Origin of the sequence: Roseovarius tibetensis, from assembly GCF_050896375.1 — a bacterium.
Lineage (GTDB): Bacteria > Pseudomonadota > Alphaproteobacteria > Rhodobacterales > Rhodobacteraceae > Roseovarius > Roseovarius tibetensis.
In genome coordinates this window covers 1-18151 of the sequence record NZ_JBPBBB010000011.1, presented here as the reverse complement: position 1 = coordinate 18151, position 18151 = coordinate 1, and the positions used below count along the sequence as shown (strand labels likewise).

Genomic DNA, 18151 nt, shown 5'->3' with positions numbered 1-18151 from the left:
GATGACACAGCAGAAACCCAGTATCTTGTGGCTGCGCCGCGACCTGAGGCTCATCGACAATCCGTCGTTGCGCGCCGCATGCGCCGAGGGCGGACCGGTGATCCCGGTCTTCATCCGCGATGACAATGTCGCAAGGCTTGGCGCGGCGCCGGCGTGGCGGCTTAGCCTGTCATTGGGGGATCTGGCGCAATCCCTTTCGGCCAAGGGCAGCCGCCTGATCCTGCGTACGGGCGATGCGATCGAGACGCTTCTGGCGCTGATCGAGGAAACTGGCGCCGAGAGCGTGCACTGGTCGCGGCTTTACGACCCTGAGGCGATCGAGCGTGACACAGCGGTCAAGGCGGCGCTGAAAGAGCGCGGCATCACGGCGCACAGCCATAACGCGCATCTTCTGTTCGAACCGTGGACGGTTGAGACGCAGCAGGGCGGCTTCTACAAGGTCTATACGCCGCTATGGCGCGCGGTGAAGGATCGCGACGTGCCCGCGCCCGAGGCTGCCCCCGCGCGCATCCCCGCCCCGGACGCATGGCCTGCCAGCGACGCGCTGGAACAGTGGGGGCTTGGTGGCGCCATGCAGCGCGGTGCGGATGTGTGTCGCCCCTATCAATCCGTCGGGGAAACCGCGGCGCAGGACCGTCTTTCGGCCTTCGTCGACGGGGCGATCCGGAATTACGCGACCGGGCGCGATCTTCCCGCCATCAACGGCACCTCGAACCTGTCGGAAAACCTGACCTATGGCGAAATCTCGGCGCGCCAGTGCTGGCATGCGGGGCTGCGCGCCTTGCATGATGGCGCGGACGGGGCCGAGACATGGCTGAAAGAGCTTGTCTGGCGCGAATTCGCCTATCACCTGACGTATCACACGCCCCGCATCACCACCCGAAACTGGCGCGAGGAATGGGACGCCTTTCCCTGGAACGAGGATGCATCGCGCCCCGACGTCGTGGCGTGGAAACAGGGGCGCACCGGGGTGCCGTTCGTGGATGCCGCGATGCGCGAGATGTACGTGACGGGCCGGATGCACAATCGCGGCCGGATGATCGTCGCCTCCTACCTCACCAAGCACCTGATGACCCATTGGAAGATCGGCCATGATTGGTTCACCGACTGCCTGACCGACTGGGATCCGGCCGCGAACGCCCTCGGGTGGCAGTGGGCGGCCGGATGCGGCCCGGATGCGACACCGTATTTTCGCGTCTTCAACCCGGAAACGCAGATCAAAAAGTTCGACCCCGACAGGGCCTATATCCACCGCTGGATCGCCGAGGATGCCCGCGATCCGAGTGCAACCGCGCTGTCCTATTTCGATGCGATCCCCCGAGCCTGGGGGATGTCCGCCCACGACCGGTACCCCGCCCCGGTTGTCGATCTGCAGGATGGGCGCAAGCGCGCATTGGCTGCATATGAAGCGCGAACATTCTGACTGTGCCGGGAACACGCCAAGAATCGTGGCCTATCGTCGCCGCGCGTCGTATAAAACAAGATGAAAACAAGGGAATGACCGAATGATCCTGACCGACACACGCGGCCAGACAGAGCTTCCGCGATATTTTGCCCGCTGTTTTGCCGTCGCCCGCCAGATCAGCGCCGGGCGCCTTGACATCATCCTGCCCGACGGGCGCCGGTTTCGCGCCGAGGGATCGCGTCCCGGCCCGGTGGCCGAACTTCACATCCACGACGCCGAGGTGTTCGCGCGGCTGGTGCGCGAAGGCTATCTGGGATTTTGCGAAGCCTATCTCGAAGGCGACTGGTCCACCCCCGACCTGCAGGCGTTCATGGATCTTCTGAACGCGGATGACGGGATCTATAACGGCTATCCGGGCCAGAGGATCGCCCAGATCTACGAGCGCATCCGCTTCTGGTTCAAACGGAATTCCAAGGCGCAGGCGCGCCGAAATATCAGCTATCACTACGATCTCGGCAACGATTTCTACCGGCTCTGGCTCGACGATACGATGACCTATTCCAGCGCCCTTTTCGACGAGAGTAGCAACAGCCTCGAACAGGCGCAGATCGCGAAATATGGCAGCATGATCGACCAGATGGGGGTCAAGCCCGGTGATCATGTGCTCGAGATCGGATGCGGCTGGGGCGGCTTCGCCGAATATGCTGCCGGGACACGGGGCCTGCACGTGACCGGCCTCACGATCAGCGAGGAGCAGTTGACCTATGCCCGCGACCGGATCGCGCGGGCGGGGCTGGCCGACCGTGTGACGCTGAAATTGCAGGACTACCGCGACGAACGCGGAACGTATGACGGTATCGCCAGTATCGAGATGTTCGAGGCGGTCGGCGAACAGTACTGGCCGGTGTTCTTCAAAAGCCTGCGGGACAGATTGTCCCCCGGCGCGCAAGCGACGCTTCAGATCATAACGGTCGAGGACAGCCGGTGGGAAAGCTACCGCAACGACGTGGATTTCATCCAGAAATATATCTTTCCGGGCGGCATGCTGCCCAGCCCCCGCGTTTTGCGCGACGAGATTCAGCGCGCCGGTCTGACGGTCGCGCGGTCGATCGAATTCGGGGAAAGCTACAGCGAAACCCTGCGCCGCTGGCACGACACGTTCAATGAAAGGTGGGGCGAGATCGCCGAGATGGGCTTTGACGAACGGTTCCGCCGGATGTGGAATTTTTATCTGACGTCCTGCGCGGGCGCGTTCAAGGGGGGCAGTTGCGACGTCACGCAGATCACCATCGCAAGGCCCGCCTGAGATGCCTTTGACCGGTCGCCTGCATCGCGGTCAGTGTTGTCTCGGGCATGCGGCGCGGGCGGCGTGCCTTTGGTCTTGACCACGCCGCTTTTCATCTATGGACCGATGGCGGCGCACAGCTTTCTGGCGGTTGCGCTTGGCACGTCTATAGCGGGCCATCTTTCGGGGGCGGTTCTGCCCGATCACGGCCTGGGCGCGGTGCCAAGACCGTTTCCCTTGCCCGGACTTGTCGAGGGTGGCGAGGGTGTGGACGGGTGGCTGATCTCGGATGCCGACGCGGTCGCGCGCCTCGTCTATATCGGTGAGGTCCTGGGCTGCGGCGATTTGCACAAGGTTCAGCCGCGCCGCGACGGTCGAACCGTCGCCGCCCGTGCCTTTGCCGGGACGCCCGGCGAGATGGCGTGGTCCATTGATGGCTGGTCGTCGGTGTCTCAGGCGACGCTCGATCAGGCGGTGTGTGAAATCGTCACCGACATGGATCGGCGGCCCGCGGCCCAGCTGGCCGCGACGCGCGCGATGATCCTGTCGCGTGCCGCGGCCCGCGTTGCGGCGCGTGACAGCGTGCCCACCGACCTGCGCAGCGCCGCCACTGCGGCCGAGGTCGAGGATCTGCGCATCGACATCTCGCATGCCGGGTTTTTCCGGACCCGCAGCCATCACCTGCGTTACCCGCATTTCGATACCGGCAAGAGCCCGGTCCTGACGCGCGAGGTTTTCGTGGCGACGGATGCGGCCCTCGTGCTGCCATACGACCCGCGGCGTGATCGTCTGCTGCTGGTCGAACAGTTCCGCATGGGCCCGTATGGTCGCGGTGATCCGCATCCCTGGATGCTGGAGCCGGTCGCGGGCCGCATCGACGCGGGCGAGGCACCCGAAGACACCGCCCGCCGAGAGTGTCGGGAAGAGGCGGGGCTGGAGATCGTGTCGCTGGAAAAGATTTCGAGCCATTACTGCACGCCCGGCTACTCGACCGAGATGTTCCACCTGTTTCTGGGCCTGTGCGATCTGCCTGACATGGTACAGGGGCAGGGTGGTCTGGCCACGGAAAACGAAGATATCCGCACCCATGTCATCGGGTTCGAGGCCGCGATGGCCCTGTTGCAAAGCGGCGAGGCCAATAACGGGCCGTTGATCCTCGGGCTGATCTGGCTTCAACGCGAGCGCGATCGCCTGCGCGCAACGGCTTGAGTTTCGGCAGGCAACGTCATAAACCCGCGCAACGTCGCAGCGACAGGAGCAACGGGCATGCGCATCGCACAGGATCTGGCCGCCGCCGTTGGCAATACACCACTGCTCCGGCTGTCCCGCGCAAGCGAGGCGACCGGTTGCGAGATCCTTGGAAAATGCGAATTCCTGAATCCGGGGCAGTCGGTCAAGGACCGTGCCGCGCTTTTCATCATCCGCGACGCCATCGCCCGTGGAGAGCTTGAGCCGGGCGGCACCATCGTCGAAGGGACGGCCGGAAATACCGGGATCGGCCTTGCGATGGTCGGGGCGTCGCTGGGATTCAAGACGGTGATCGTCATACCCGAAACCCAGAGCCAGGAAAAGAAGGACATGCTGCGGCTTGCCGGGGCCGACCTGGTGCAGGTGCCTGCAGCGCCCTATTCAAATCCGAACAACTTCGTGCGGTATTCCGAACGGTTGGCGCGAGAGCTGGCCAAAAGCGAACCGCACGGCGCGATATGGGCCAACCAGTTTGACAACGTCGCGAACCGCCAGGCGCATCTCGAGACCACCGGCCCCGAGATATGGGACCAGACCGGCGGCGGCGTGGACGGGTTCATCTGCGCGGTGGGGTCCGGCGGCACCCTCGCCGGCGTGGGCATGGCGCTTCAGCCCAAGGGGGTGAAGATCGGTCTTGCCGACCCGATGGGCGCAAAGCTCTACTCCTACTACACCACCGGCGCATTGGAGGGCGAGGGATCGTCCATCGCGGAAGGCATCGGTCAGGTGCGGATCACCGCCAATCTCGAAGGTTTCACGCCCGACTTCGCCTGTCAGGTTGCGGATGACGAGGCCCTGCCGATCGTGTTCGACCTGCTCGAACACGAAGGGATCTGCATGGGGGCCTCGACCGGCGTCAACGTCGCCGGGGCGATGCGCATGGCGCGGGACATGGGGCCCGGTCACACGATCGTAACGATTTTGTGTGATTACGGCACACGGTACCAGTCCAAGTTGTACAATCCCGAATTTTTACGTGAAAAGAACTTGCCGACACCGCGGTGGCTGGAGCGGGCGCCGCGCTCTATCCCCGGAGTTTTTACTGAATGAGACGTTTTCTACAGCTGATCTGTATTGTCCTGACCCTCGGGTTCGGTTTGGCCGCCCCGGTGATGGTCGCGACAGATGCACAGGCCCAGCAACCGATCGAAGGGCCGGATTACGAGGCGTGGGAAGATCTGGCCTCGCGGGTCGAGGCGGCGCTGGAAAGCGGCACGGTCGACACGCAGATCCTGGAAGAGCTGCGCAGGCTTCTGGTCGATAGCCGGCAACAATTCGTCGAGGCTCAGGGCACGAATTCGACGACGATCAGGACGGTGCGCGACGAGCTGGAGGCACTTGGACCGGCGCCAGAAGAGGGCGCCACCGAACCCGATACCGTTGCCGAGCGGCGCGCCGAGCTTGGGCGCAGGCTGTCGCGGCTCGAGGCGCCGGTCCGCACGGCCGAATTGGCGCAGCGTCGCGCGGACGGCCTGATCAACGCGATCGACGAGGTCATCCGCACGCGGCAGACAGAAGAGCTTTTGCGTCTCGGCCCGACGCCTGTGAACCCCACATTCTGGCCGGAGACGCTGACCTCGATCTACGGTCTTGTCGAGAGCGTCAGATCCGAGGTCGTGCAGACGTGGCAAAGGCCGGCAGGATATGCGGTCTTCATGGACAATCTTCCGGCTGTCACGGGCCTTTTGCTGATCGGCGTGGCGCTGTTGGCCCGCGGGCGGCGGTGGTCGACACGGTTGATGCACCGCATCGGCGACGACGAGCCGACCGCGGGAATATGGATCGCGATGTTTCTTATTTCGTTCGGGGAATGGGCGCTGCCATTCGCGGGCATATTCGTCATCGTGCAGGCCGTGCAGCTCTCTGGTCTGGCAGGGCTGATCGGGGACCTCGTCCTGACCAACCTTTTGCCCGCCGCCTTCATCTACCTGCTTGCACGTTGGCTGGCGCAACGCGTGTTTCCCAAAGTCGGGATGCGCAAACCGCTGCTGAACGTCGATGAAGCCTGTGCTTACTCGGGCCGGCTTTACGGCGCGCTTCTGGGGCTCGTGGTCGCGGGACTTTACCTTGTCGAGGCGGTGGCCGAGGGGGCCCGGTGGAGCGAGGCATCGATCAATGTCGCAATCTTCCCGATCCTCGTCTTGAACGGCCTGCTGTTGTGGCGACTGGCGACACTGCTGCGGCTGCACAGCTATTCTTCTGAGAACGACCCCGAACGCGAAACCGATATCGGCGACAGGGTTGCACGCCTCTTGTCGAGGTTGCTCATCCTCGTGGCCGTGCTGGCGCCCGCGCTCGCGGCGATCGGGTACATCACCGCGGCCGAGACCCTGATGCTCTCGGTGGCGTTGTCGCTGTTGCTCTTGGCGGCGCTCATGGTGCTGCAACGCTTCCTGAACGAGATCTACGTCATGCTCGTGGGCAATCGCAACGGCGCGGACGAGTCGCTTATCCCGGTGCTGGCGGGATTTCTGCTGGTTACGTTGTCGTTGCCCGTCTTCGCGCTGATCTGGGGGGCACGTCCGGCGCAACTGCTTGAATTCTGGACCAAGCTGACCGAAGGCGTGACCATCGGTACCACGACGATATCGCCGACGATCTTCCTGACCCTCGTGATCGTCTTCGGGCTCGGCCTCTTGTTGACCCGTATCCTTCAGGGCGCGCTCAAGACGACGATCCTGCCGAAGACCAAGCTTGATACGGGCGGGCGCAACGCGATCGTTTCGGGCGTGGGATATGTCGGGATCTTTCTCGCGGTCCTGATCTCGATCACCAGTGCGGGTATCGACCTCAGTTCGCTGGCCATCGTTGCCGGTGCGCTGTCGGTCGGTATCGGTTTCGGCCTGCAGAACATCGTGTCGAACTTCGTGGCTGGCATCATCCTGCTGATCGAGCGCCCGATCTCCGAAGGCGACTGGATCGAGGTCGGCGGAAAGCACGGCTATGTCAAGGCGATCTCCGTGCGATCCACCCGGATCGAGACCTTCGATCGCACCGACGTCATTGTGCCGAACGCCGATTTTGTCAGCGGCACGGTCACGAATTACACGCGGGGCAACACCGTGGGCCGGGTCATCGTACCTGTGGGCGTGGCTTACGGCAGCGATTCACGGAAGGTCGAGAAAGTGCTGCGGGAGATCGCAGAAGCGCATCCGCTGGTGTTGATGAATCCGCCGCCGACCATCCTTTTCAGGGGCTTCGGGGCCAGCTCGCTGGACTTCGAGATCCGTGCGATCCTGCGTGACGTCAACTGGATGATGGATGTGCATTCGGAAATGAACCACGATATTGCCCGCCGCTTTGCCGAGGCCGGCATCGAGGTTCCGTTCCCGCAACAGGAGGTCTGGATCCGCAAGGAGCCCGCCCCGACAGGGCAGGCGGCGGCGTCGGCGTCCGGCGCGCAAGGCCGGGGTCCTGCGCGGAATCATCAGCCCGATGTCGACCCCGATGCCAACGGCGCAGACGGTGCCGGTGGTGATGGGGGCGGCAGATGACCGATCCACTGTTTCGCGACGCCCCCTACATGGCCGAAGCCGACGGATGCGTGGTCGCCCATACACCCGACGGGGGTGTCGTGCTCGACAGGACGGTGTTCTATCCGACCGGGGGCGGACAGCCGGGTGATAGCGGCCGGCTTGACTGGGCGCAGGGCAGCCTGACCGTCGCCACGAGCGTCAAGGCCGATACCGGCGACATCGCCCTTGTTCCGGTCGCGGCGCAGACATTGCCGCCCGTGGGAACGACCGTTCGGCAGGTGCTGGACTGGACGCGCCGTTACCGCGTGATGCGGATGCACACGGCGCTGCATCTTTTGTCCGTGGTCATTGCGCGGCCCGTGACGGGTGGCGCCATCGGCGAGGAGCGCAGCCGTCTCGATTTCGACATGCCCGAGGCGCCCGAGGATCGGGACGCGCTGAATTCGCATCTCGGTCGGTTGGTCGAACAGGATCTTGCCGTCAGTGAGACATGGATCACCGATGCCGAGCTCGACGCGAATCCGGGTCTCGTCAAGACCATGTCCGCGCAGCCGCCCCGCGGCTCGGGTCGTGTGCGCCTGATCCGGATCGGGCAGGACGAAAGTCAGGTCGATCTGCAACCGTGCGGGGGCACCCATGTGGCCCGGACCGGAGAGATCGGCGCGTTACGCATCGGCAAGATCGAGAAAAAGGGGCGCCAGAACCGGCGCGTCTATTTGCATTTCGACGACTAGACACGGCCGCATGATGGCGGGCTCCGGTGTCGGACAAGCCGTCGCAGGCATGTGACCTGTGCCGGGGCGCTGTGACACCCTCTAGCGCGCGTTGATCCGGGTGGCTTTCGGCGTAGCTATATCGAGATCCGAGTCGGTTTCCGGCAACCCTTCGCGCGACAGCAACACGGCCACCGCGCGCAAGCCCGGAACATGGCTGCATACGATCATCATGGCCACCATGATCGGCACCGCCAGAAACATGCCGGGGATGCCCCAGATGGCGGCCCAGAAGGCAAGGCTGATGATGATGCCGAACGACGATACGCGCAGCGCGCGGCCCATCAGCATCGGGTCGATGATATTGCCGTTGAGGAACTGGATCGCCCCCACAATCGCGAATAGCAGAAGTGTCAGCGGCCCGTCGGCCAGTTGCACGAACGCGACCAGTGCCACAAGAACGGTCGCAACAATCGACCCGATCGAGGGGATGTAGTTTAGCACGAATGTCAGGATCCCCAGTGCCGCCGCGAGATCAAGCTCGAACACGCGCGCGACCGCATAGACCATGAAGCCGGTGACCGCGCTGACCAGCGTCTTGACAAGCAGGTAGTAGTTCACCCGATGGATGATCGACCCGATGATACGGCTGACCTTTTGCGCCCGTGCCGCATCGTCGAAAAGACTTTCAAGCTTGGTGCCGAACCAGACGCGTTCCGCGAACAGAAAACCCACGAAAAGGATCACGAGCACGGTGCCTTGCATCAGGCTGCCCGCCTGTCCCGCGATGGTACGCAGGTAACTTGCAACATCGAGTGTCGCGACAGAGTTGTAGACGATCTCTTCGGCATCCGGGCCCAGCCATTTGAACATGGCCGAGATTGCCTGCGGTGCGCGGTCGGTATAGGCCAGCGTGGTCGAAAGCACGGTGTTGGCCTGTGACAGGATGACCGCCGACAAGCTCAGCAACGCGGCAGAGATCATCAAGAGCGCCACGATGCTGGCCAGCCAATTCGGAACGCGCACCGGTCCAAGCCGTATTCGCGCGATGGAACTGATCGCGTCCGAGGTCAGGCTGAACAGAATGATTGCGGTCGCCAGCGAGATCAGCAGAAACCGCGCCTGCACCAGGAGGAACAGGACCACCGCGAAGGCGATGATGATCTGTGTGGCCGTCCGGACACGGTGGGATTCCGTCATGTAGGCAATCTCGGGCTTTGGCTTCTGGATCTGGGCTGTCACGGGGGCTCGCTGCGTCGGGGTGGTCATGGCCGGTCAACGTCTGTGACGATTATCTGCAAATCCGGCAGAAAACACAATCGCTCCTGACCGCTAGAGATCCACGGACCTGACTTTCCGCATGATGGGCCGAACTATCGGGCAGGGCATCGTCGGTCACGGCGTCTGCGACGGGTCCGGTCCGATCCGGTCGCGGCGCGGGCCTGCAAATGTCATCGAAAAGTCGCCTTTGTCCCCTTGCATCGAAGGTCAAGAAGTTCAACCTGATCATAGTGTGATACTTCTGGACTGTTTTCATGAATGAGGTTGCCATGACCACCACCGATCCGGAGACATCGCTGCGCAAGTTTCTCAAACCCTACACCTTGAAAAGCGATCTAAGGGGCAGCCTGTCCTTTGTCGGCACGCTTGCCGTCTATGCCGGTGCGCTCACGGTCGGGGGGCGTCTGGCCGCGGGTGAGGCGTGGCCATTGGCGCTGCCTTTGATCGTGCTGCTGGCCTTTGCCACCGTACGGCTATACGTGTTGCAACACGATTGCGGGCATCATTCGCTGTTCGCCACGCGCTGGATGAACATCGCTGCGGGATACGTGCTCTCGATATTCTCGCTGACGCCATTTCGCGTGATGCAGTACAATCACAATCTGCATCATGCCTATCTGGGCAATCTGGATCGCCGCGACACGACCGAGGTCTATACCATGACGCTGCGCGAGTGGCAGGTCGCGCCGTGGTATCGCCGGCTATGGTACCGGCTTTATCGCAACCCGGCGGTGATGCTGTCGCTTGGGGGGATCGTCACCTATTTCTTCGCCTATCGCTGGCCACGGAACACCACCACTGTCGGGGTTGCGGGCGTGATCGTCCACAATCTTGTGCTTGCCGGGTTCATCGCGCTGGTCTGGGTGACGCTCGGGCTGGCGGGCGTGGCGGTTCTGGCGCTGAGCGCGGTGGTGGCCGGGGTGATCGGCGTGTTTCTTGTCTATCTCCAGCACAATTTCGAGGACACCTACTGGGACCGCAAACCCGGTCTCGATTTTCGTAAGGCGACGCTGGAGGGCTCGAGCTCGCTGGATCTGGGCTGGTGGTGGGATCTGGGCACCGGCAACATCGCCTATCACGATCTGCACCACTACAATCCCGCGATCCCCTCCTACAACCTGCGGCGATGCCAGCACGACTTGCCCGACCACCTCAAGTCCCATGACGTGATCCGCTGGCCCGAGGCGCTTCGCAGCTTCCGGCTCAAGCTATGGGATGAAACGGCAGAACGGTTGGTGCCATTCCCGCGTGAGGACCGGGTTGGGGTGGCCCATCCGGAACGATCCGTGTAACCGGGCATGGGGTCGCCAGTCGCTGGTTCGGCGTCAAGGTCACCGCCTTGACGCATCACGCCGCCACAAGATCCCTCGTCTGGACTTGATTGCAGGGAATACCGAGCATGACACTTGATCTGTTCACCGCGCTTGCGACCTTTGCCCTTGTCACGGTCATCACGCCGGGGCCCAACAACCTGATGCTCATGGCCTCGGGGACGAATTTCGGCTTCATGCGCACGATCCCGCACATGCTCGGCGTCGGTCTGGGATTTCCCATGATGGTGGTCTGCGTGGGGTTGGGCGTGATGCAGGTGTTCGACATCTGGCCGCAGAGCTACACGGTGCTGAAGATCGTGTCGGTCGCGTACCTGGTGTACCTGGCATGGAAGATCGCCAATGCCGCGCCGCCCGCCTCTGCCGATGCCGAGGTCGCGGGCAAGCCGCTGACCTTCCTGCAATCGGCGGCCTTCCAATGGGTCAACCCCAAGGCGTGGAGCATGGCACTCTCGGCGATCACGCTGTATGCCACGGGGCGGGATCTGGTCGCGGTTCTCTGGGTGGCTGCCGTCTATGTCGGCGTGTCCGCGGTCAGCACGACAAGCTGGACCGTTCTGGGCCAGCAATTGCGCCGCCTTCTGAAGAATTACACGCGACTGCGCGTGTTCAACATGATAATGGCGGCGCTGTTGCTGGCGACGCTCATCCCGGTCCTGTGGCCCGCGTGACAGCGCAGCAAGCGATTGCAAATCCCGCCGAGGATCATCATACAGTCCAATGGCAACCGACGGAGACCGCGTAGCGATGACCCATTACCTCGACTTTGAAAAGCCGCTGGCGGAAATCGAAGGCAAGGCGGAAGAGTTGCGCGCGCTGGCCCGTACCAGCACGGAGATGGATGTCGAGGACGAGGCCGGCGCGCTTGATCGCAAGGCCGCGAACCTGCTGCGCGATCTGTACAAGGGCCTTACGCCGTGGCGCAAATGCCAGGTCGCGCGGCATCCGGACCGTCCGCATTGCCGCGACTATATCGAGGCGCTGTTCACCGAGTTCACGCCGCTGGCCGGGGATCGCACCTTCGGCGAGGACAACGCGGTCATGGGCGGGCTGGCCCGTCTGGAGGACCGCCCGGTGATGGTGATTGGCCACGAGAAGGGCAACGACACCAAAAGCAGGATCGCGCGCAATTTCGGCATGGCCCGGCCTGAAGGCTACCGCAAGGCGGTGCGCCTGATGGAGATGGCCAACCGGTTCGGCCTGCCGGTGATCACGCTGGTGGACACGCCGGGTGCGTATCCCGGCAAGGGGGCCGAGGAACGCGGACAGTCCGAGGCGATCGCCCGCTCTACGGAGACCTGCCTTGCCATCGGTGTCCCGTTGGTGTCGGTCATTGTCGGCGAGGGCGGGTCTGGCGGCGCGGTCGCCTTTGCCAGTGCAAATCGCGTCGCCATGCTGGAACATTCGGTATATTCCGTGATCTCGCCCGAAGGCTGCGCCTCGATCCTGTGGAAGGATTCAGAGAAGATGCGCGAGGCAGCCGAGGCGCTGCGCCTGACGGCGCAGGATCTGACAAAGCTGGGCGTCGCCGACCGGATCATCGACGAGCCCCTGGGCGGTGCGCATCGCGACCGCGACGCCACGATCAGGGCTGTCGGACAGACCCTCGGGGCGATGCTGAGCGAACTGGACAAGAAGAGCCGAAAGGCCCTGATCCGCGATCGCCGCGAGCGGTTTCTGCGTCTCGGGACAAAGGGTCTCGCGGCCTGATCGGTGTCAGTCGCGCTGCGCCTGCAATCGCGTGACCGACCACAGGACGGCGATCGGGCCGATGATCTCGAAGATCACGGTCGTCCCGATGGTCAGGCTGACGATCAGATCCCTGTGCTCGGGAAATTCCTGCGCCGCGATCAGGGCCATGCCCACGGCCACGCCGGCCTGTGGCAAAAGCGCCATGCCGACCCATGGGCGTTGTCTGGCAGGCACGGCCCCAAGCGCGCCGCCGAGCCATCCACCCGCCACGCGCGCAACGATCCTCAGCAGGACATACGTGCCGCCGATCAGGCCAAGATCGGCCAGAACGTCCAGTTTCAACGAGGCCCCCGCAAGCACGAAGAACAGGATAAGGAACGGCCACTGGACATGCTCTATTTCGTGAAACGCGCGGTCGTGGTGCTGTGCAAGGTTGGCGACGATGGTGCCGGCGGTCATACCGGCGATCAGGTATGACACTTCGGCCCAGACCGCAACACCGGCGATAAGAAAGACCAGCCCGAGCGCCTCTGTCAGTTGCGGCTCGCCCCGTGCGAGGCGCCCGGTCAGGTAGGCTGCGGGCAGCCCCACCGCCGCGCCAAGGGCAAGTGCGCCGCCGATTTCCCACAGCGCGTCGGCCAGATGCGCAAAGTCCAGCGGACCGCCAAGGCTGGCGGCAAGCACGGCCGCCATGGAAAACGCCAGAAGCCCCCAGGCGTCGTCGATCGCCACGATGCCGCGCAGCAGTTTCGGGAACGCCCCCCGCGCACCGGCCTGGCGCAGCGAATCCTGGGTCGCGGCAGGGTCGGTCGCGGTGGCGATGGCCCCAAGCAGCAGGGCCACAGGTGCCGGCACCCCGACAAGCCACAGGCCAAGCGCGACGAGCGCCACGGTAATCAGCACGATCAGGATCGAGACGGTCAGGATCGCCCGCCCGTGACGGCGCAGTGTCGCGACGGTCAGGGAATTGCCCAGAAGAAAGGCCACCATCGTCAGGGCGACGGCGGACAGGGTGTCGTAAAGGTTCTGCGCCTGCTGCGGCAGAAGGTCGAACCCCGATCCCCCGACGACGATCCCGCAGCCCAAAAGCAACGTGACCCGCGGCAGGGGCGTGTGCCGCCCTATCGCGTCAGCGGCCAGTCCGACAAGGAAAAGCGCCCCAAGCGTGATGAGGACCGATGCGTGCTCCATATCCCGTCACCCGATCAGCATGCGCAAACCCTGCGTCACATCCGATCGCACCGCAAGCCTCAGGCTCGGCTCGTCACCGGCCTTGAGGGCCGCGATGATCAACCGATGAAAGCGCGGCGGATCCTTGCGCCGCAATCGCCCGTAAAGCGCCCGCATCGTCGGGCCGAGTTGCAACCAGACGGTTTCGGCCATCGCAAGCATCGCCGGGGCCTGCGCGCGCAGGTAGAGCGTGCGGTGAAATTCCAGATTGCGCCGGATATAGGCGACGGCGTCCTGCCGGGCGATATCCTCGGCGATGCGGGCATTGATCGTCTGCAGCCGATCGATCAGCGCGATATGCGCGCGGGGCAGGGCGCGGCTGGCCAGCTCGACCTCCAGCAGGGATCGCAGCGCCGCAAGTTCCTCGATCCGGTCATTGGTGAGTTCCGGGGTCGAAACGCGGCCCGACTGTGACAGCGTCAGCGCCCCTTCGGCCGACAGCCGCCGCAATGCCTCGCGCGCGGGCGTCATCGAGACGTCGAATTCAGCGGCGATCCCGCGTAGCGTCATCGCCTGGCCCGGCGCGATCTCGCCATACATGATCCGCGAGCGGAGTCCGCGATAAATCCTGTCATGCGCGGCGGGTTCGGGATCGGGGCGGGTGGAAATCAGCATGCCGTCATGTGATCACAAATGGCGTCCTGGTCAATCACGGAAACGATAACGGTGCAGCGCGACCCCCTCGCGCCGCAGCCATTTGCGCGGGGCGTCATGCGCGGGAAAGAGCCGTGTCACCACGGCCCAGAACGCGGGCGAGTGGTTCATCTCGGACAGGTGCGCCACCTCGTGCGCCGCGACATAGTCCAGCACCTCGGGCGGGGCCATGATGAGCCGCCAGGAATAGCTGAGCGCGGCGTTCGACGAGCACGACCCCCAGCGAGAGCGCGTATCACGCAGCGTGATCCGACTGTAGCGTCGCCCAAGCTGCGCCGCGTACCGATCCGAGGCGGCGGACAGGCGGTCGCGCGCGCGCGCTTTCAGCCAGGCCTCAAGCCGTGTCGCGGTCCGACCGGCGGGGCCGGGCACACCGATCGTGTCCCGGCCAAGCGTCACGGCGCGCCCCGAAACCGGCGCTATCCGCATCAAGCGCCCTTCCACCGGTACCTCGAGGCCGGGTGCGATCCGGACATGCTCGGGTTGGCGGGCCAGTTGTGTGCGCAGCCACTCTTCCCTCGACTGCGCGAAATCAAGTGCGTCGGCCTCGGTTACGCCGCGGGGCACGCACAGCGTCACGCGGCCATCAATGCCTGAAACGCGAAGCGAGATGCGCCGGGCCCGCGGGCTGTGACGCAGCGTCAGGGCCACGGGGGGACTGCCCGAAAGAAAATGCTGGGTCATGGGGCCTCGGTATGGGTCGCACAGGTGCCGCGGCAAAGCCTTTGACAGCACCGGGCCTTTATGGCAGGGCACCCTGATTGCGTGCAAGAGTACAAAGACAACGAGGATCATCGATGCCCAAGGAAGAATGGGGTGTGAAGCGCGTCTGCCCGACCACCGGCAAGCGCTTCTACGACCTGAACAAGACCCCGATCGTCAGCCCGTATACTGGCGAGGTTGTGGAACTTGCCACCGGCAAGGCCCGCTCCATCCGGCCCGACACCGAGGACGCGGAAAGCAAGAAGCTCAAGTCTGGCAAGAGTGCCGACAACAGCGAGTCCAGTGGTGATGACGACAACGAGGATGTCGTGCTGGAAGACGACCTGCTCGAAGACGACGACACCGATAACGTGTCTCTCGACGAGATCGCGGATGTCGAATCCGACGAGAACGACATGTGACAGCCCCGTGCGCGGGATTTTCCTCTTGATCCCGCTCACGGGTTTGCCTACACGGCCAGCGACGACCAAATAATGATCGTCATTCGGGGCCTTAGCTCAGCTGGGAGAGCGCTTGCATGGCATGCAAGAGGTCAGGGGTTCGATCCCCCTAGGCTCCACCATGCCGCACTTTTGGGTTGAAATGTCCGCTAACACCTTGAATGGAAAGGTGGTTTTAGCGGTTCGATAACCATTATCGCGGCTGTATCGCAGAGGCTCTGCAAAAGCCAGTTTCAGCACTGTGCGCTTGAACGCAAAGCCGCCGTTTTCATAGAGTTTCCAAGGATTTCCGAGGAACGTCAGGGCGTGTTCGATAAATTCCTCCAGGCGTCCCTTTGGCGGCACCTTCATGGCCGCTTGTTCGCCCAGCTTGATCTTCTCACGCTCTAGCTTGTCGATCCGCTTCTCATACGCCTGAATCACCGAAGGACTCGTGGCATCCACGATCCGGTCGAGTAGCGCCTCGATCTGGCCTTCGATGTCCTTGATCTGCGCTGCGAGCGTGCTTTGCTCCTGTCGCGCTTGCGTCAGCTTCATGTTCCATGCGTCGATGAACATCGCCCGCACCAGCTCATAGAGCTGTTTGGCGGGCTGCAGCGACCGCAGGAGCGCTTCCGCGCCGCCTTCGATATCGGCGCGCGGGATCGACTTGCGCTTCGAGGCGCAGGACGGCGTATCGCACAGGTAATAGGGATAGTGCTTATTCCGGCCCTTCGACCAGCAGGAGGTCATCGGCTCGCCACAGTCGTCGCAGAGCACGAAGCCCCGTAGCGGGAAGTCCTCGTTGATATCCTTCCGCGTCGGTGCCTGTGCGGTGCCTTTGAGAAGCGCCTGAATGAGTTCGTGCGTGGCAAAGCTGATCAAGGGCTCATGATGCCCTTTACGCAGCCCCACGCCCCATTTCGCGGCTTCGATGTATCCGGCATAGGTCGCGCGTTCGAGGATTTCCCTGGTCTTGGTGATCCGCACGCTGCCGTCCTTAGACGATTTCGGGAAGTCCGGTTTTGATTCGAAGAAGCGCGTCACCTCGCTCAGCGTGCCGAACCTTCCGGCGGCGTAGCCTTCCAGCGCTTCGGTGACGATAGACGCCACGGGCTCATCGCGCACGAGAAGCTTGCCGTGGACGCGATCCTTCTCGTAGCGGTAGCCGACCGGCGGAGAAAAGACATAGTAACCTTTCTCGACGCGGGCTTTCATCTTCTGGATCACCTGCCGCCGGTTCTGCTCGCGTTCAAGCTCGCCTTGCGCGGCGAAGATCGTCTCGACGAATTTGCCTTCCGGCGTGTCGTCCAGCTTGAAGTTCAGACATTCGATCTTTGCTCCACGCGTGAGAAATTCGCGGCGCAGCTTGATGTGAAATTCCGTATCGCGCGCGAAGCGCTTGAGATCATCGAAGATGACCATGTATCTCTTGTCCGGCTGCGCATCGAGGAAGCTCAGCAGCGCCACCATGCCAGGCCGCTTGATGAAATCGCCGCCGCCCGAGGCGTCGTCGGGGAACACGGCTTCGACATCGTAGCCTTGCGCTGCCGCATACTGGCGGCAGCGGTGTTCCTGACTATCGAGCCCGCCGCCTTCGGTCTTCTGCCGCGTGCTCGACACGCGGCAGTAAATGACTGCCTGCGTGATCTCGTTATCGTTGTTTTTCTTTGTCATTTGACCTCCGGCTTGCCTGGCGGAGCAGGCTTCTCAAAGGGTTTAGCTGTTTCCTGATCCTTAGATGTTACCTCATCTAAGGCCCGAACGGGAGGCGGACCGTCCGCCTCGTTATCTTTTCCACAGGCTTCTTGCAGCGGATGGACGCCATAGCCCAATTCAACGAACGTGACGACAACGCTCCAAACGGCAAGCAGAAACTCTTCCTTCTGCTCCGGCGTCAGTTCAGACTCGTCAAGATATTCCTGATACTTGGCGACATCGATGCTGAGCGTCGGACGTGCCGAAGCCGAAAAGGCTTCCAGCATCTCTGAGGTTTTATTGGCATCGGTATAGTGTTTCATCGGTCTCTCCGATCTCTGGTTTTCCACACCAACACCTCTTTTTATTTTACCGTATTTTTTGGCATTCTCGCAAAAAGAGGCGGGTTATTTCTTTGCTGCAAAGCCGCATTGAGCGCGGCTTGGCCCGTTTCGATCTTTTTCAATCCGCGACGATCCGTTTCGCTCTGCCCTGATCTGGCGCGGCTTTTGCCTAGCGTTCCGGTCCGTCGTCACGGTCACGTCCGCTGCGTTCGAAAGTCCTGGTCTTCCTCCGCTGATGCGCCCGCTCATTGAACCGATCCAGCACGACCTCCTTCACGCGTTCGAGTTCCTTTCGTTTGGCCGCGTAGTTCTCGATGATGGTTTTGCGGCGTTCTGCGAATTCCGCGCGCAGCTTTCGGTATTCGCGTTGCGTGAGGCGCGGCGTGATTCGGCCAAGGTGGAATTCGTTCTGAAGCTTCGGCTGAAAGCGGCGCTTCTCGGCTTCCCAGGCCAAATCATGGTTCAGCAAAGCGGCCTCCTGTTTCTCTGACAGCCTCTCGGCATAGGTGCGCAGTCCTTCGAGCGCCGCTCTTTGGGCGTCGGACACGCGGCTGAATTCGTTCGACGGTTTCTTCCCCGCATTCCCCAAGTAGTCCGCTGATTTCGCTGTCCTGAGCTTGGTATTTCGTATATAAATCATGGTGTTGATAGC

16 protein-coding genes, 1 tRNA gene and 1 pseudogene are annotated in these 18151 nt (G+C 62.9%); 11 read left to right on the top strand and 7 right to left on the bottom strand.

Going from position 1 to position 18151, the window contains the following annotated elements:
* Position 1 precedes the first annotated feature (1 nt).
* The 6 genes from ACROSR_RS09400 to ACROSR_RS09375 all read left to right on the top strand — a co-directional run bounded on the left by ACROSR_RS09400 (position 2) and on the right by ACROSR_RS09375 (position 8148).
* Entirely contained in the window at positions 2–1423 is a 1422-nt protein-coding gene (locus ACROSR_RS09400; protein WP_432684353.1) for a cryptochrome/photolyase family protein, read from the top strand.
* Between the two features lie 82 nt (positions 1424–1505).
* Positions 1506–2711 carry a class I SAM-dependent methyltransferase gene (locus ACROSR_RS09395; protein WP_432684351.1) on the top strand — a complete coding sequence of 402 codons (1206 nt, stop codon included), beginning with the start codon at positions 1506–1508 and terminating at the stop codon, positions 2709–2711.
* A gap of 105 nt (positions 2712–2816) precedes the next feature.
* On the top strand, positions 2817–3899 hold the full coding sequence (locus ACROSR_RS09390) for an NUDIX domain-containing protein (RefSeq protein WP_432684349.1): 1083 nt from the start codon (positions 2817–2819) through the stop codon (positions 3897–3899).
* 57 nt (positions 3900–3956) lie between these two features.
* Positions 3957–4988, top strand: a complete 1032-nt coding sequence (locus ACROSR_RS09385; protein WP_432684347.1) for a cysteine synthase A — start codon at positions 3957–3959, stop codon at positions 4986–4988.
* Positions 4985–7432: a DUF3772 domain-containing protein gene (locus ACROSR_RS09380; protein ID WP_432684345.1), complete on the top strand. Its 2448-nt coding sequence runs from the start codon at positions 4985–4987 to the stop codon at positions 7430–7432. The genes ACROSR_RS09385 and ACROSR_RS09380 overlap by 4 nt, the downstream gene beginning before the upstream one ends.
* On the top strand, positions 7429–8148 hold the full coding sequence (locus tag ACROSR_RS09375) for an alanyl-tRNA editing protein (protein ID WP_432684343.1): 720 nt from the start codon (positions 7429–7431) through the stop codon (positions 8146–8148). Before ACROSR_RS09380 ends, ACROSR_RS09375 begins: the two co-directional genes overlap by 4 nt.
* An 81-nt stretch (positions 8149–8229) precedes the next feature.
* Here the strand turns inward: ACROSR_RS09375 and ACROSR_RS09370 are convergent, their stop codons facing one another.
* Positions 8230–9327 (bottom strand): AI-2E family transporter, encoded by a 1098-nt coding sequence (locus ACROSR_RS09370; protein ID WP_432684527.1) that lies wholly within the window; start codon positions 9325–9327, stop codon positions 8230–8232.
* A 350-nt stretch (positions 9328–9677) separates the two neighbouring features.
* Here ACROSR_RS09370 and ACROSR_RS09365 point away from each other — a divergent pair, with 350 nt between their 5' ends.
* The 3 genes from ACROSR_RS09365 (at position 9678) to ACROSR_RS09355 (ending at position 12449) form a co-directional block, all read left to right on the top strand.
* On the top strand, positions 9678–10700 hold the full coding sequence (locus ACROSR_RS09365; protein ID WP_432684341.1) for a fatty acid desaturase: 1023 nt from the start codon (positions 9678–9680) through the stop codon (positions 10698–10700).
* Between the two features lie 107 nt (positions 10701–10807).
* Complete coding sequence (locus tag ACROSR_RS09360) at positions 10808–11410, top strand: LysE family translocator (protein WP_432684339.1); 603 nt, start codon at positions 10808–10810, stop codon at positions 11408–11410.
* Positions 11411–11486: 76 nt separating this feature from the next.
* Complete coding sequence (locus tag ACROSR_RS09355) at positions 11487–12449, top strand: acetyl-CoA carboxylase carboxyltransferase subunit alpha (protein ID WP_432684525.1); 963 nt, start codon at positions 11487–11489, stop codon at positions 12447–12449.
* A 6-nt stretch (positions 12450–12455) separates the two neighbouring features.
* On the opposite strand, the gene ACROSR_RS09350 is transcribed toward ACROSR_RS09355, so the two are convergent.
* From ACROSR_RS09350 to ACROSR_RS09340, 3 genes are read right to left on the bottom strand one after another with little or no spacing between them, the layout of a single operon-like run.
* Positions 12456–13622: a cation:proton antiporter gene (locus ACROSR_RS09350; RefSeq protein ID WP_432684337.1), complete on the bottom strand. Its 1167-nt coding sequence runs from the start codon at positions 13620–13622 to the stop codon at positions 12456–12458.
* A gap of 6 nt (positions 13623–13628) precedes the next feature.
* Positions 13629–14276, bottom strand: a complete 648-nt coding sequence (locus tag ACROSR_RS09345) for a GntR family transcriptional regulator (RefSeq protein ID WP_432684335.1) — start codon at positions 14274–14276, stop codon at positions 13629–13631.
* A gap of 30 nt (positions 14277–14306) precedes the next feature.
* Entirely contained in the window at positions 14307–14999 is a 693-nt protein-coding gene (locus tag ACROSR_RS09340) for a M48 family metallopeptidase (protein WP_432684333.1), read from the bottom strand.
* 113 nt (positions 15000–15112) lie between these two features.
* Between ACROSR_RS09340 and ACROSR_RS09335 the strand changes: the two genes are divergently transcribed.
* Together ACROSR_RS09335 and ACROSR_RS09330 are read left to right on the top strand one after the other, a co-directional pair.
* Positions 15113–15439 carry a TIGR02300 family protein gene (locus tag ACROSR_RS09335; RefSeq protein ID WP_432684331.1) on the top strand — a complete coding sequence of 109 codons (327 nt, stop codon included), beginning with the start codon at positions 15113–15115 and terminating at the stop codon, positions 15437–15439.
* Between the two features lie 85 nt (positions 15440–15524).
* A tRNA-Ala gene (locus tag ACROSR_RS09330) sits at positions 15525–15600 on the top strand.
* A 514-nt stretch (positions 15601–16114) separates the two neighbouring features.
* Here ACROSR_RS09330 and ACROSR_RS09325 read toward each other — a convergent pair.
* The 3 genes and pseudogenes from ACROSR_RS09325 to ACROSR_RS09315 form a co-directional block, all read right to left on the bottom strand.
* Positions 16115–17134, bottom strand: a pseudogene (locus ACROSR_RS09325) (recombinase family protein); the annotation flags it as partial.
* Positions 17131–17478 carry a hypothetical protein gene (locus ACROSR_RS09320; RefSeq protein WP_432684329.1) on the bottom strand — a complete coding sequence of 116 codons (348 nt, stop codon included), beginning with the start codon at positions 17476–17478 and terminating at the stop codon, positions 17131–17133. The gene ACROSR_RS09320 and the pseudogene ACROSR_RS09325, both read right to left, overlap by 4 nt.
* A 190-nt stretch (positions 17479–17668) precedes the next feature.
* The coding region (locus tag ACROSR_RS09315) for a hypothetical protein (protein ID WP_432684327.1) at positions 17669–18151 on the bottom strand (483 nt) is incomplete at its 5' end.